The 15788-nt window shown below is 73.3% G+C and carries 7 protein-coding genes; all 7 read right to left on the bottom strand.

Annotation, left to right across the window (positions count from 1 at the left end):
• Entirely contained in the window at positions 1-5676 is a 5676-nt protein-coding gene (locus OG587_RS04870) for a type I polyketide synthase (RefSeq protein WP_329087257.1), read from the bottom strand.
• Entirely contained in the window at positions 5673-6602 is a 930-nt protein-coding gene (locus OG587_RS04865; protein WP_329087255.1) for an enediyne biosynthesis protein, read from the bottom strand. The genes OG587_RS04870 and OG587_RS04865 overlap by 4 nt, the downstream gene beginning before the upstream one ends.
• 46 nt (positions 6603-6648) lie before the next feature.
• A complete protein-coding gene (locus tag OG587_RS04860; RefSeq protein WP_329087253.1) occupies positions 6649-8607 on the bottom strand; it encodes a CRTAC1 family protein in 1959 nt (652 codons plus the stop codon).
• Complete coding sequence (locus tag OG587_RS04855) at positions 8604-9560, bottom strand: DUF1702 family protein (protein WP_329087251.1); 957 nt, start codon at positions 9558-9560, stop codon at positions 8604-8606. Before OG587_RS04855 ends, OG587_RS04860 begins: the two co-directional genes overlap by 4 nt.
• 174 nt (positions 9561-9734) lie before the next feature.
• Positions 9735-10718, bottom strand: a complete 984-nt coding sequence (locus tag OG587_RS04850) for a DUF1702 family protein (protein WP_329087249.1) — start codon at positions 10716-10718, stop codon at positions 9735-9737.
• A gap of 456 nt (positions 10719-11174) precedes the next feature.
• The gene (locus OG587_RS04845; RefSeq protein WP_329087246.1) at positions 11175-13925 is read right to left on the bottom strand and encodes a helix-turn-helix transcriptional regulator; all 2751 of its coding nucleotides are present in this window, start codon (positions 13923-13925) and stop codon (positions 11175-11177) included.
• Between the two features lie 32 nt (positions 13926-13957).
• Positions 13958-15739, bottom strand: coding sequence for a 2-isopropylmalate synthase (locus OG587_RS04840; RefSeq protein WP_329087244.1), 1782 nt, complete (start codon positions 15737-15739; stop codon positions 13958-13960).
• Positions 15740-15788: the final 49 nt, after the last annotated feature.

Here is a 15788-nt window from a genome sequence, read left to right as displayed (position 1 = left end):
CTATGCCCTTCCTTCGGTGAGGATCGCGACGACCACGGGGCCCTGGACGCCGCGCACGGTGGTGGCCAGGGTGGCCACCGGCAGCCCGGCCGCGGACAGGACCACCCAGCCGTCCGTCGCGGCCCGCAGGAGCGTCGGCGGCTCCTCCGCGACGACCCCGGCACGCCGGGCGCAGGCGACGGCCGCCTGGATCCTGGCGGTGGAGGTGGACGGGTTCTCCTCGGCCCGCGCGGCGATCGCCTCGGTGAGCGCGTCCTGCGGTCCGGGCGGCCGGGCCGAGACCGGCACGATCGAGCAGCCCACGGTGCCGTCGGCGGCGACGCAGAGCGTCAGCCCCGCCACCCCGGCGCTCATGTGCCGGGCCGCGTGTTCCGTACCCAGGCGGCGCAGGGCCGTCTCCTCCCGGCCGTCCCCCGGCTCGACGACGACCGCGACCCGGGCGCCCGTCAGGTCCTCCAGCGTCCGCTCCAGGTACGGGCCGAGCAGCGGCGGCCACCACGGCCCGTGCCCGCCCATCTTGCGTACCGCCTGCAGGCGCAGCCCGTCCCAGCGTTCGACGACCTCGCCGTCCGCGGTGCGCACCGCGATGTCGTAGACGTAGGCGTCGCCGTCCCTGCCGCGTTCGGTGGCGCGGTAGCGCACCTCGCCCGCGCCGGCCAGCGCGGGGCCGCCGGGGTGGACACGTTCGACACCGGTCGGCAGCAGCGTGGCGTCCGGTACGCACACCTGGTTGCCGTGCATCAGCGCGTCGCGCATGCCGGGGTCGCCCAGCAGCAGTTCCCCGGGCAGGAAGCCGGCGAACCAGTCGCCTTCCTCCACCACCCCGAGGTCGGCCTCCACGTCGCGGGCGGCCGCCCGGTGGTAGCGGCGCAGCCGGTGGAAGCGCCTGCCCTGGAAGAGCATCTCGCCGTACATCTGGGTGGCCGGGTCGAGCGCCACCGGTGGCACGTCGCCGTCGCCCTGCTCGGGCGGACCGCCGGGCACGGGCTCGCCGGCCAGGTTCAGCACGGCCGTGAAGTGGTCGACGTCGAAGCCGGTCTCCTGGCTGCGGATGGCCACCGCCACCGTGTCGTCGCCGGTGACGGTCGCCGCGATCCGCAGCCCGGTGCTCCCGTCGGGCGGCACGATGATCGGCCGCACGAACTCGGCCCGTTCGATGACCGGCGTCTCGCCGCGGCCGGTGACGGCTCGGGCCACCTGGGCCATCGCCTCCATGCCGAACACGGCGGGGAAGAGCAGGTTGCCGTCCAGCAGGTGGTCGGCCAGGTACAGGTCGGTCCCGGCGTGCACCTCGACCTCGCTGACCAGCTCCACGCCGTGGTAGCGGATCAGCGGCCTGCCGACGAAACGGAGCAGCGGCAGCTCAGGCAGGTCGCGGCGTACGGTGTGGATGCCCTCGGTGCGCCCGCTGACGACCACGACGCCCGGGGTGTCGGGGTCGCGCACCAGGCGGCGCATGATCTCCACCCCCTCGGCCGCGGGGATCGGCGCGATGCCCTGGTCGGCCAGCCGGTCCACGACCGACAGCCGCTCGCCCATGCCGACCTCGGACCAGACCGACCACTCCACGCAGACGCTCCGGCAGCCGGGGTGCCGCTCGCCGACCTCGCGGGTCAGGTCGGCCAGCCACTCGTTGGCGGTGGCGTAGTGCGCCTCGCCGTGCAGTCCGGCCCGGCCGATGATGCTGCCGAATGTCACCAGCAGCCGCAGCCGTCCCGGTTCCACGGCCGCCAGCACGTTCCGCAGGCCGTCGATCTTCGGTGCGAACGTACGGCGGAAGGCGGCCATGTCGAGCCCGGCGATGCCCTCGGGCTCGTTGCGCCCGGCACCGTGCAGCACCGCCGTGACCGGCCCCAGCGCCCGCTCGGCCTCGGACACCGCCCGCCGCACCTGGTCGGCGTCGGTGACGTCGGCCCTGGCGTAGTGGACGGTGAGTCCCGCGTCGGCCATCCGCCGCAGGTTGGCGGCGAGCTCCGGGTCGTCGGCCGGGTCGGAGCGGCCGAGGACGGCCAGCTTGGCCGCGCCCGCCGTCACCATGGCGCACTCGGCCGTGATGCCCTTGCCGCCCCCGGTGACCAGCAGGACGTCGGAGCCGGACAGCGGCTCCTCCTCCCGGGCGGGCCGCACCGGCAGCACCCGCAGCGTGGGCACCCGCCGCACGCCGCCCGCGTCGTAGTGGACCTCGGCGAAGTCGGCGGTGGCCGCCGCCTCCGCCGCCACCCAGCCGGCCGCCTCGGGGACGTCGGGCACGTGCGCGACGGTGGTGCGCAGCCCGGACTCCAGGTGGAGCGTCTTGGCCAGGCCGGCCGCGCCCCGCCCGTGCTGGACCAGCACGAACCGGGTACCCGGCCCCTGCGCCAAAGCGGCCTTGGCGCCGAGCAGCGCCTGCTCCAGGTCGTCCGCCGGGCATTCCGGGGGCAGGCAGACCAGGACACCGGATCCGATCCGTTCCCGTTCGAGTGCCTCGCGGAGCGGTTCGGCGAGGCCGGACCCGGCGGGCGCGTACACCTCCCACCGCCCGGCCCGCTCCTGGTCCGCGCGCCTGGGCCGGGGCAACTCGTCCAGGTCCACGGCGAACGCGCGCACCCAGGGCGCGGCTCCCGCCACGCCGCGCGTCACCTGGCCGCGCGGCTCGGCGGCGAGCCGGTCCAGCGCCTCGCCCAGCTCGCGCAGGTTCGCGGTGGCCACGTTGGCCGGCGCCTGCCCGGCCAGCACGCCGAGCCGCTGGATGGCCTGGTCGATGATGTGCATCACGGTGACCGAGCTGAGGTGCAGCTCGTCCAGCGGCTTGCTGTCCTCGGTCACCATCTCCAGTGGCAGCTCGGCACGTTCCGCGGCCAGGCGGCGCAGCAGCTCGACGGTGGACTCGCCCGGCTGCCCGGCCTGCCCCTCGGGGGACGCGGGACGCTCGGGGGACGCGGGCCGGTCGGCGGGGACCACCGCGGCCCTGTCCTTGATCCGCACCTGCGGGGCCTGCTCGGCCGGGCTGGCGAAGAAGGAGAACTCCGCGCCGATCTCCAGCGGCCGGACCAGCCGGCCGTGGAACAGCTCCTCGTGCGCGATCGGCACACCCGCCACGTGGGCGGCGCCGGCCACGCCCAGGAGGCTCGCCAGCGACTCGTCGTCGGTGTCCAGCGAGACGGCCGGCACGTCGGTCAGCTCCGCCGCCAGCCTGCCGAGCACCCGCCCGGGACCCACCTCGACGAGCAGGTTCACGTCCTTGGCGACCGCCTCCATGGCCTGGGTGAACAGCACGGGGGCGGTGATCTGCCGGTGCAGCAGCGCGGCGATGTCGGTGTCGGGCGCGAGCGCCGTCCCCGTGACGGTGGAGACCACGCGCCGCCCGACCGGGCCGAACCGCTCCTCCCGCAGGTAATCGGCGAGGGCGGTGGCCGCGGGGGCCACCAGCGGCGAGTGGAAGGCGTGCGAGACGTTCAGCCGGGTCCAGCCCAGCCCGGCCAGGATGGCCGCGCGCCCGAGTTCCTCGACGGCCTCGACGGGCCCGGCGACGACGGTCTGGTTCGGCGCGTTGTACCCGGCGATCACCACGGGCAGGTCGCCGATCAGCTCCAGTACGACGTCGGGCGCGGCGCGGACTCCGGCCATGGTGCCCGAGGCGCTGTGCTCCTCCATGGACAGGCCCCGCTTGGCGGCCACGCGCAGGAGCGCGGCCTCGTCCAGCGCGCCCGCCCAGTGCAGGGCCGAGATCTCCCCCAAACTGTGCCCGACCGCCACGTCCGCCTCGACACCGAGCAGCGACAGCGCCCGCAGCCCCGCCACGGAGCCGGTGACGATGCGCGGCTGGGCGACCGAGGTGGCCACCATGTCCCCGGTGGCCGGCAGGTTCGCCGTGGCGTAGACCTCGGCGACGTCGGCGAGGCGCCGGCGCAGCGCGCCGCCGCCGGTCCCGCGCCCCGACCCCTGGCCGGGGAAGAGGTAGCCGATCCTGGGCTGGGCGGCGGCGTGCCCCAGGAACAGCCTGCCGTCGTGGCCGGGGAGCCGGCCCTCCTCCGACTCCAGCGCCGTGAGCAGGCGCGTGAGCCGGAGCTCGGCGTCGTCCGGCGAGGACACGACGGCCGCCGCGCGGTACGGCAGCCCGCGCAGCCGCCCGCGCAGCGTGGCGGCCAGGTCGGCGAGCTGCCCGTACGAGAGCCTCGGCACGAAGCCGGCCAGCTCGGCCACCAGCTCCCGCACCTCGCCCCACGAGGCGCCGTCGATCAGCAGCAGCTCGGCGTCCTGGTACGACGCCGCGAGCAGCCTGGTCCGGCTGGACATCCGCCGCCGCGGCCCGGCGCCCTCGACCACGACGTGGGTGTTGATGCCGCCGAAGCCCATGGCGGTCACGCCCGCCCGCAGCTCGGCCCCCTCGGGCCACGGCTCGGCCACCCGCAGCGCCCGCAGCGCCGCGGGCTCCTCCGTGAGCACCTGGTGCGGCTCGACGCAGCCGATCGTGGGCGGCAGCACCTGCTCGTGCACGGCCATGGCCGCCTTGATGAGGCCGGCCACGCCGGCCGCCGCCTTGGTATGGCCGATCATGCCCTTGACCGAGGTGACGGCGGCGGGCGGCGCGGCGGGGTCGGCCTCCGCCCTGGCCCGCGACAGGGCGGTCAGCTCGGTCGCGTCGCCGAGCGCCGTGCCCGTGCCGTGGCCCTCGAAGAGCGCCACGGTGTCGATGCCGAACCCGGCCCGCTCGTAGGCGCGGCGCAGGGCGAGCAGGTAGCCGCCGACCTCCGGCCGGGTGATGCTGCCCCTGCCGTCGGAGGAGACGCCCCACCCGGGGATGGTGGCGTAGATCCGGCGACCGGCGGCCAGCGCGTCGGACTCGCGCATCAGCACCACGATGCCGCAGCCCTCGCCGGGCCAGAAGCCGTTGGAGTGCCGGTCGTACAGCCGGAAGTCGCTCTTGGCCAGCGCCCCGGTCTTGGCGAAGCCGATCACCTCGAACGGGTCGATGGACAGGTCCACCCCGCCGGCGATCGCCACGTCCAGGTCGTGGTCGGTGAGCGCCTTGCCGGCCGTCACCACCGACAGCAGCGACGAGGAGCAGGCCCCGTCCACGATGTAGCCGCCGCCGTTGAGGTCGAAGTGGTTGCAGATGCGCCCGGCGATCGTGTTGGCCAGCCCGCCGGCGAGGGTGTCCTCGTCCACCGGGGGGAAGGCGCTCTTGTAGGAGTCCTCGTAGCCGGCCAGGAACTCCGACAGCCGGTCGTCGTCCCAGCCTTCCTCCCCGAGCGCCGCCGCGAGCGTGCGCCGCACGTACGGCCAGCGCAGCCGCAACGCGTTCGCCCGGGTGAACTCGCCGGTGAGGGTGTTGCCCACGATGACGCCGGTGCGCTCCCGCGGCAGCCCGTCCCCGTCGGGGAACCCGGCGTCGGTCAGGGCGAGCCCGGCGATGTCCAGGGCGAGCCAGTGGGTCAGGTCGGTGGACCGGTAGGTGCTGCCCGGGATCCTGTGGGCCAGCCGGTCGAAGACGTAGCCCTCGATGACCGCGGCGGTCCGTGTGTAGAAGCGGTCGGGAGCGGCCGGGTCGGGGTCCCAGTAGTCCTCCAGCCGCATGCGCTCGTCGGGCAGGCGGCGGAAGGCCCGGCGGCCCGCGACGGCGTTCTCCCACAGCTCGCGAGGTGAGGTGGCCTCCGGGTACCGGCAGGCCATACCGACAATCGCTATCTTCGTCATGCCTTCGCGACCTCTTGCTGGGCGGACTTGAGCGCCTCGTCGGCCGCGGCGCTGACCTTGGCGGCGTCGATCTCGCGCGCTTTGGCCACGAGGTGCAGCGACCAGAGGAAGCCGCCGCGGATCAGGCAGACGATCGCGGTGGCGAAGAAGATGCCGTAGGGGATGTTCATCCCCATGAGCAGGCCGTACGTCAGGGCCACGCCGCCGCCGAAGGCGACCTGCGACAGCGGTTTGGAAGGGGTCGTGCCCGGGTCGGTGATCATGTAGTTGGTGAACAGGACGAACGCCACCCCGGTCATCATGGCCAGGCCGCCGAGGATCGAGATGTCGTCGATGAAGATCCCGCGGAACACCGCCTGCAGGGCGAAGACCCCCACCCAGCCGGCGATGAGCCACATCCGGCCGGTCAGCATGCCGTTGATCATGCTGCCGCCGAGGATGATGACGGCCGGGATGATCCAGTCGATCGGGTTGGTGACATGCTCGGTGAAGTGGTACGGCGGCGCGATGCTGGCCCAGGGGAACAGCAGCAGGATCACCGTGATCCCGAAGTTGGACGGGTTCATGAAGTGCCGCAGCCGGCCGCGTACGGGCGCCCTGAGCACCCATTTGGCACCCACGGACACGACGACGCCGAACATCATGACCAGGACCTGGTCGTTGACGTAGATCAGCATGTTCAGGGCGAGGGAGGTGATGTGGGCGGGGAAGAGGAACTCGATCATCCCGCGCGGGCCGTTCCCCAGGAACCGGGGCGCGCGGCCCTCCGCGCGGGCCCCGATCAGCTCCAGGACGATCTCCGTGGTGTAACCGGTGGCCAGCGCCACGAACGGCCAGGACCACGGCTGCTCGAACCCGAACAGGGTGTAGCCGAGGAGGTTGAACACGGTGATCGAGATGGCGAACCTGCGCAGCGCCGTGATCACCTTTGGATCGTGACGTGGCGGATTAGGTGCTTTGGGAGCCATGTCGTCACTTCTCCTTCGCTTGGGAGCCGAGCTGGAGCGTGTGCCAGCCGGGGGTGAGCTGGAGATCCTGCCGCCGCTGCTGTCCGGTCCGGTCGCGCCAGCTCACCTGCACCCGCAGGGGACCGGTCACGTTCTGGCCGAGGCCGATGTGGACGGCGTGCGCGCGCTTGCCCGAGTGGCCGCTGCCGCCGTCCACCCGGCCGATGTAGCTACGCCCGGCGGGGGTGGTCACCGTCACCTGCGCGCCGATCACCGGCGACCCGGCGGCGGGCAGCGGTCCGGTGGCGGCTGTGGTCGAGGTGGCGGCGGGTGTGTCGTGGACGAGCCGCAGCCCCAGGAAGGAGCCGGGCGACGTGCTGGTGTTCAGGTAGAAGATCGGCGCGTCGAACTGGCGGGCCACCGCGAAGTCGATCAGGCCGTCGCCGTTGGCGTCACCGGTCGCGATGCCGCGCGTGGGTATGGGCGCGTCCAGGCCGAGCTGCTCCGAAAGGTTGGCGTAGCGCCCGTCGGGCCCCTTGGAGAAGAAGGCGAGCGGCTGGCTGCCCGCGATGTCGCCGCCCTCGGTGACGTTGGGCCAGGACTTGGGGTTGCTGGTCACGCCGTCGTTGGAGGCCGCCAGCTCCTGCAGCGTCGGCCAGCGGTTGACGTCGCCCTTGATGAACCCGATCGCCTGGACGATCTCCAGCTCGCCGTTGTTGTCGAAGTCCTCGATCTTGGGGTCCCAGCCCCACCCGGACCAGGCGGTGCGCAGCTCGGCGCTCATGTCCTTCCAGGGCGCCTCGCCGTCGCGCAGCTTGGCCCGCAGCTCGGCGCGGTCCCTGGCGGTGGACAGGAAGTGGAAGTTGCTCTCCTGGATGCCGTAGGGCGTGGTGATGTTGCTGACGAAGAAGTCGTAGATGCCGTCGTGGTTGAAGTCGCCCGCGTCCGACCCCATGCCCTTGAAGGAGTCGTCGCCGAGCGTCTTGGACTTCGGGACGTCGGCGCCGCGGACCCCGCCGACGCGCGAGAATTCGATCTTCCCGGGCGACGAGGTGTTGTAGAGCAGGTGGTCGGCCCCGAAGTCGTTGTTCAGCAGCAGCTCCGGCAGCGCGTCCCCGTCGAGGTCCACCGAGGTCGCGCCGAGCTCCCAGCCCGTGGAGATCTCGCCGGGCAGCACGTTGTCGATCCTGGTGAACGCGCCCCCGCCGGTCCCGCGGAAGAAGTAGTTCCGGCCGCCGTTGACCGCCTTCGACAGCGAGTCGTTCATCTCCACGCCGCCGTCGACGCGGTGGTCGAGGATCGGGCTGCCGTCGGGGAAGTAGTTGCCGACGAAGATGTCCTGCCTGCCGTCACCGTCGAAGTCGGCGACGGTCGCCGCGTTGCTGTTCCACCGCTCTCCCGAGTAGGAGGAGCCGCCCGGGTTGGGCACGAGCTCGCTCGCCTCGAACGCCGCGGCGTCCAGCCGGGCCGCGGCCGGGCGCTGCAGGTGCAGGGTGGGCGTGCGGCCCCACCAGTAGACGAGCAGGTCGACGCGGCCGTCGTCGTCGTAGTCGCCGGGGACCGCCCCCATGGGCGCCATGGCCTCCCGCACCGGCAGCGCGCCGTAGGTCAGCGCGAACGGCTCGTACCGCGCCGGCCCGCCCGGCACCGGGGTGACGATCACCTGGTCGGTGCGGGGGTCGACGACGACCAGGTCGTCGTCCCTGCCGTTGCCGTCCAGGTCGTTCATCGCGATCGCGGCGCCCACCGAGGAGATCCACGCGTCGATGTGCTTGAAGGCCCGGTTCACCTTGCGTACGGTCTGCTGCGGGCTCCCGCCCGGCAGCGCGATGCTCATCGGCGTGAAGCCGTACGAGCGGGCCAGCTCCGTCCTGTTCGCCTCGGAGGCGAACGTCGGGCGGCTCACCACGAACATGGTGATCACCAGCACGAGGGCGACGACTCCAGCCGTCTGCCTGCGCAGCCATGCGGCTACCGTGGTCACGAGGCAACACCTCCATGGAAGACGAACGCGTCGGCGATCCGGCGCCGCCACACCTCGTAGGCGGGCGACGGGCCGGGTTCCGTCCCGGTGGGACGGGTCTCGCGGCTGATCTCGGCCGCGCGCTCCGCCGTGGTGTCGCAGAGCACCTGGGCGGCCGACTCGGTGTGCGGGAAGAGCAGGCCGGCGCGGATCCTGGCCTCGGCCCCGAAGGCGCTGCCCTGGGCGAGCTGGGGACGGTGGGCGCCGGCGCGGTCGCACAGCTCCCGCAGCTCGGACTCGTCGGCGCCGCCCGCGTAGGTGGCGGCCAGGCCGACGCCGCCGTAGAGGTCGGCGCGGCGCGCCTCGGGGAACCGCTCGACCAGCTGGACGACCTGATCCACGTCGGTGCCGCCGACGAACCACAGGGCCCGGCCGACGCCCTGGTCGACGGCGCGGGCGGCGTAGGCGTCCTGGCCCGCGGGCCAGGAGAAGCGGGTCTCGCGGGCCTGCTGATGCACGTACCGCTCGGTGTGGAAGTACGCCTGGTGGAAGCCGTACCCGTCGTGGACCAGCCACAGCAGCAGCGGGTCGAGCGACTCGCTCTTCGGCCACAGGAAGCGGGGCAGCCGGGCCATCGCCCAGCCGACTCCCACGTAGACCATGTAGTTGTGGCGGCCGCCGCGTCCCCGCAGGAAGGCCTTCACCCGGCGCAGGCCGCTGAAGGTCATGCCGTCCAGGACGGCGAAGCCCATGCCCGCGCCCTCGTAGGCGAAGCCGCGGAACCTCGCGGGGACCTCCTCCAGCCGCTTCTCGGCCTCGGCCGGAGTACGCGACTCCAGGGCGTGGGCGTAACCGGTGAGGAAGTACTCGCCGACCGTCTCCAGCAGCTGGGCGGACGCCGCGTCCTTCTCCCGGAAGCCGCGCTTCTTGAGTTTCGTCTCCCCTATGTCCGGCACGAGAATTCTGCGCCTCAATAACCGCAACGCGCTAGACAAATCAGCCTCCGCCGCTGATAGCCAACAATTCTTGTCTTATTCACGCATGTCACGCGGTTACTCAACAACTTCGGCTTTGCTCAGCTGGGAGGCCCTTTTTGGGCAGGGCAAAGCGAAATACAGGTGCCTTTGGGGGTGTGGTGGGTGGTGGGACTAATTCACCTCTACGGCGAAATGGGCGCGCACCCGCCCCCGCCAGATCTCATACGCGGGAACCGGCCCGGAAACGCCGGGCTCGACCGCGGTGCCGTCGGCGAGCGCCACCGCGCCCGCCACGGACAACCCGGTGAGCGCCGTCCCCGCGGCCTCGGAGTGCGCCGGGACGAACCCCGAGTAGTGCCGCGCCTTCGTGGCGAAGACCGAGCCCTGGGCCAGCTCGGCGCGGTGCTCCCCGGCCTCCTCGCGCAGCGCGGCGGCCGCGCCGCCCTCACCGCCCCCGGCGAACGTCGCGGCCAGCCCGACGCCGCTCCACAGGTCCGCCTGCCGGTGCGCGGCGAACGCCCGCACCGCCGCCGACACGTCGGCCACCCGGCCGCCGTGGATGAACCACAGCGCCCGCCCGACGCCCTGGTCGACCGCCCGAGGGAAGTAGCCCGCGTCCCCCTGCCACGGGTAGGCCGCGGGCACGCGCTGCTCGCCGACCCAGCGCGGGGTGTGGAAGTAGGCCAGGTCGAAGCCGTACCCGTCCACCGCGAGCCAGCTCATCGTGGGGTGGTAGGGCGTGCCGCCCAGGTCGGGCAGCACCTTCTTCCACAGCGGCCTGGGCAGGCGGGCCATGGCGAAGCCGATGCCGATGTAGGCCAGGAAGATGTGTGGCTGGCCGGGCCCCATGAGCAGCTCGCGGGTGCGGCGCCCGCGCCCGCCGGCCATGGCGTCGAGCACGGTGAAGGCCATCGTCGCGCCCTCGTAGGCGAAGCCCCGCAGCTCGGTGTCCACCAGGGCCAGCCTGCGCTCGACCTCCCACTGGTCGCGGGCGTCGATCCCCCACTCGAAGCCGCACACCACGGCCTGCGGGATCGCCTCCAGTCGTTCGGTCAGCGCGGACGGGGCCGTCGGGAAACCGCGCCCGGCGAACGTCACGTCGGCCAGGGACGGTGCCAGCACGAGCCGGCGAAGGGAACCGAGAGCTGTGGACATCCGAACTCCGCTCAAGACCAGGCTGATGACGAGGACCGGACCGCCCGGCCGCCCGGCCGCCGGTCGTCGCGATCGTGCGGGAGCGGCTCGCGGACGTGATCGGGCGATTCCGCCCGCCGACCGGTGTGATGACCGGGCGATCCCGGCCGCCGGTCGTCGTGATCGTGCGGGAGCGGCCCGTGGACGTGATCGGGCGATTCCGCCCGCCGACCGGTGTGATGACCGGGCGATCCCGGCCGCCGGTCGTCGTGATCGTGCGGGAGCGGCCCGTGGACGTGACCGGACGGATCAGACCAGGCCGACGGCGCGCGCCTCTCCGGCCGGGTCACCCGCCGGACGATCGCCGCGGCGATCGCCTCCGGCTCCTCCGCGGTCGCGCGCCCCCGGACCACGACGAGTTCCATGCTCCGACCCTCGCCCGCGCTCGTGGGCCCGCGCAACTCCGTGCATGCCCGATCACGACTCCGCCTGGTCGTCGAACTCCAGCACCAGCGGCAGGTCGGCGCGCCGGCTGATGTTCAGCTTCCGGTACGTGCGGGTCAGGTGCTGCTCGACCGTGCTGATCGTGATGTAGAGCTTGGCCGCGATCTCGCGGTTGGCGTAGCCCGCCGCCGCCAGCGCCGCCACCCGGCGCTCGGCGCCGCTCAGCACGCCGAGCAGCTCGCCGGACAGCGGCACGGGCATGGCCTCGGCGTTCGTGGCCCGGCTCAGCACGCCGGCCATGGGCTCGGCCCTGCACTCCCAGGCCGCCGCCTGCGCCCGGCCCGCGACCGTCCTGGCCCGCCGGTACTCGCCCACCGCGTCGTAGGCCTCGACGAGGTCGAACAGCGCCCTGGCCAGCTCGTACTTGTCCCCGGCGAGCTGCAGGAACTCGGTGGCCTGGCGCAGCAGCGCCGGGCGGCGCGCCGGGTCGGAGATGGCGGCCTTCAGCCGCATGCCGATACCCCGCCCCCGGTACGCGTCCGGGCCGCAGGCGTCCAGATGGGCCACGATGAGCTGCCTGGCCTCCTTGATCCGGCCCATCCGCAGGCACGCCTCCCCGGCGTCGGCCTGCCACGGGATCAGCGCCGGGTTGTCCAGACCCCAGGCGGCCATCAGCTCGCCGCAGCGCAGGAAGTCGTGCATCGCCAGTGCGAACGACTCCTCGGCCATGTGGTGGCGGCCTCGCGCGTAGAGGTAGTGCAGGCCGTACCGGGTCTGGAACATCGCCTCGTCCACCGGCCGGTCCAGCGGCTCGCGCACGGCCTCGTGCCGTCCCATCGCGGTCAGCGCGATGATCAGGCTGGCCAGCGGGCCGCCGATGGCCACGCCCCAGCTGCTCATCGGGATCGTGTCGAGGGCGACGCGGGCGTGCTGCTCGGCGGCGGGCATGTCGCCCTGCCGGATCGCGATCTCCGCGCGGATGGCCGCCAGCCGGGCCAGCCGGCTGGGCGCCCGCCGGGTCGACGCCTCGGCGCTGAACACGTCGCACAGCGGGGCCGCCCGCTCGCACCGCCCCGCGTACGTGAGGGCCAGCAGGGAGTTCTCCACCACGTCCAGGGACATCTCGTCGAGCCTGGCGTTCTCCAGGATGCGCTCGACGGCGTCGAGGCTGGGCTCGCGCGGCCCCCGCGTGAGCACCTCCGCCAGCGCGAGCGTGGCCTCCAGCCGCCTGCTGACCGCGACCGACACCATGGAGGCCAGGATGTGCTCCCTGGGCCGGTTCCCGGCGTGGGCCATCAGCGGCGGGTGGGTGACGCGGAGCCAGAGCTGGGCCACGACCAGCTCGGCGATCGTCTCGTGGTCGGAGGCCTCCCGGTTGAGCCGCTCCAGCACGTCGCGGGCGTCCCCGAAGCGGCCGTGCCACAGCAGCGCCCGTGCCAGCACGACCGCGTCGGTGCCGCCCAGGCTGCCCCGCCGCATGGCCTCGGTGAGCTGGTCCAGGTGCCCGGTGGAGGCGGCGGGGTTGATCCGCCACTCCGCCCGCACGAGCATCGTCATGATCTTCGTACGGCGCCGCTCGTCCGCGCACTCGCGCCAGGCCATCTTGAGATAGGCCACCGCCGACTCGACCTCGCCCCTGCGCAGCGCGGTCCGCGCGGCCTCCTCCAGCGTGGGCACCACCCAGGGCGCCTCCACCTTGGTGGCCTGCAGGAGCCAGTCGGCCACCACCCGGGGCGACATGCCCCTGGCGTAGGCCAGCTCGGCCGCGCGGCGGTACAGCTCCCTGCGCTCCGGCAGGTCCATCCCGGCCAGGACGGCCGACCGCACGGCCTCGTGCCGGTACCCGCCCGCGGTCAGCAGCCCCGCCGCGCCGATCGTGATCAGCTCCCTGCTGACGTCCACGGCCGGGAGCTCCAGCATCTCCTCAAGCCCGTCGGGCCCGCCGAGGACGGCCAGGCCGTGCGCCACCCGCATCGTCCGCGGGTAGCCGCGCCGGAGGCTCTCCTGGACCGCCCGCACGAACCGGTCGCCGATGACGACCTCGCGGGGAGGCTCCTCCGCGTTGCGCAGGAACTGCCGGTAGTCCGCGGCCAGCTCACCGGCGAGCAGCGGGTTGCCGCCGCTGATCGCGTACCAGTCCTCGGCGAAACGCTCGGCCGCCCCGAGCCCCACCTGCGCGGCCACCAGCGCCGCCACGCCCTTGCGCGACAGCGGCGCGAGCCGCAGGCGGCGGCAGTGCGGCAGGCGGAGCAGGTCCGTCTCGAAGTGGTCGTCGGTGTCGTACCGGTCGTCGTGCGCGAACACGGCCACGACGCGGGCGTTGCGGACCCGCCGCGCCAGGTAGGACAGGCACAGCAGCGAGGTCCGGTCGGCGTGGTGCACGTCATCGACCACGATCACCAGCGGATAGCGCTCGGACAGCCGCAGCAGCACCGTGACCAGCGAGTGCACGACCTGCGCGTCGATCGGCTCGGCACCGGCGCGCACGGCCGTCGCGGCCCGCACGCCCTCCTCCAGCGTGTCGCGCTCCTCCTGCGCCAGCGGGGCGTCCTGGATGAGCTGGCGCAGCACGCCGAGTTGCAGATGCCGCTCCGCCCGCGACCCGGTGGCGGTCACCGACAGCGCGCCCAGCTCGACGGCCTGCTCGGAAAGGGTGCGCAGCAGCGCGCTCTTCCCCGTCCCGACCGGTCCGCCGACCAGCGCGACCCTTCCCCGGCCGAGGATGGCGTTGGCGACGAGCGACTCGAGACAGGAGGTCTCCTTCTGCCGTTCGATGAGGGCCATGGTCGTTCTCCTGATCGGTGACCGTGTGGCACTCACGCTAGGCCGGGGCGGTATTCGCCACCTATCGTCGCGCTGTCGGTCTCCGGCTCCCGCCCGTGGCCGGGCGGCGTCCCGCCTCCCGCGGGGAGCGCGGCGGCGGACCCACGCGCGGCGGCCCTGGCCACGGCCGAGCCGACGGCCGCCAGCGCGGCGCCGGCGACGTCGTCCTCCACCCCGACTCCCCAGACTGTGCCGTCGCCGTCGCCGTCGCCGTCGCCGTCGCCGCCGTTCAGCTCGCACTCCGCGTAGACGGCCACCCGGCCGCCGGGCGCCCGCGCCGCCTCGTCGACGTGGTGCACCACCCGGATCCGGACGTCACCGCGGTGGAAGGCCGCCCGCAGCGCGGCGACCGCCCGCGTCCAGCCCGGCCCGTCGTCGTGAGCGTGGCCGTCGATGTGGAGCGTGACCACCGCGCCCGGCACGTCGAAGGGCGGCGCGGCGCGGCGGAGGTACTCCTCCTCGAACACCTCCCTGATCCGCTCCGGCGCGATCTCCCCCCGGCCGCCCTCGGTCAGCGCCTGGACGGCCTGGGCGAACTCGATCTGCAGCCCCCTGGGCAGGTCGAACCCGTACCGGCTGCTCAGCAGGTAGGCCGGGCCCGCCTTGCCCGACTGGCTGGTGACCCGCACCACCGCCTCGTAGGTCCGCCCGATGTCGTGCGGGTCCACCGGCAGGTACGGCACCTCCCACGGCAGCAGCGCGTGGTCGGTCCCGGTGCGGGCCGCCTCCCGGTCCATGGCGTCGAACGCCTTCTTGATCGCGTCCTGGTGGCCCCCGGAGAACGCGGTGAAGACCAGGTCGCCCCCGTAGGGATGCCGTGGCGGGACCGGCAGCCCGGTGCACTCCTCGACGACGCGGCGGACCCGGTCGAGGTCGGTGAAGTCGATGCCGGGGTCGATGCCCTGGGCGGCCAGGTTCAGTCCCAGCGTGACCAGGCAGACGTTGCCCGCCCGCTCCCCGTTGCCGAACAGGCAGCCCTCGATCCGCTCGGCGCCCGCCAGCACCGCCAGCTCCGCCGCCGCCACCCCGGTGCCGCGGTCGTTGTGCGGGTGCACCGACAGGCACAGGTGCTGCCGGCGGGACAGGTTGCGGTGCATCCACTCGATCTGGTCGGCGAAGACGTTGGGCGTCGAGCGCTCGACCGTGGTGGGGAGGTTCAGGATGATCGGCCGGTCGGGCCCCGGCTGCCAGACGTCCATGACGGCCTCGCAGAGCTCCAGGGAGAAGTCGGGCTCGGTGTCCTGGAAGTGCTCGGGGGAGTACTGGAAGCGCAGGTCACAGCCGTCCAGCAGCCTGCCGGCGTGCTCGACGACCAGGCGGGCGCCGCGGACGGCCAGGTTCCTGCACTCGTCGCGGTCCATCCCGAACACCAGCCGGCGCATGACGGGCGAGGTCGCGCTGTAGAGGTGCAGCAGGGCCCGGGGCGCGCCGCGCAGGCTCGCCACCGTCCGCTCGATCAGCTCGTCGCGGGCCTGTGTCAGCACCGAGACGCACACGTCGTCGGGGATGCGCTCCCGTTCGATGAGGAGCCGGACGAAGTCGTGGTCGTCCCGGCTGGCGGCCGGGAAGCCGATCTCGATCTCCTTGTAGCCCATGGCGACCAGCAGGTCGAAGAACACCAGCTTGCGATCGAGATCCATCGGCCTGGGCATGGACTGGTTGCCGTCGCGCAGGTCCGTGGACAACCAGCGCGGTGGCGCGCCGACAGTGGCACCCGGCCATCGGCGGTCGTCGAGCGGCACCAGAGGAAAGGCCGGATAGCGGCTGATCTTCATGGCGGACCTCACTTGTCTGCACTTGTCTGCGCGCGGGACCTCTGGTTGG

The sequence above is a fragment of the Streptosporangium sp. NBC_01469 genome (genome assembly GCF_036227305.1).
Taxonomy (GTDB): Bacteria; Actinomycetota; Actinomycetes; order Streptosporangiales; family Streptosporangiaceae; genus Streptosporangium.
The sequence above is the reverse complement of the archived record's forward strand: the minus strand, read 5'-3'. Positions and strand labels throughout refer to the sequence as shown.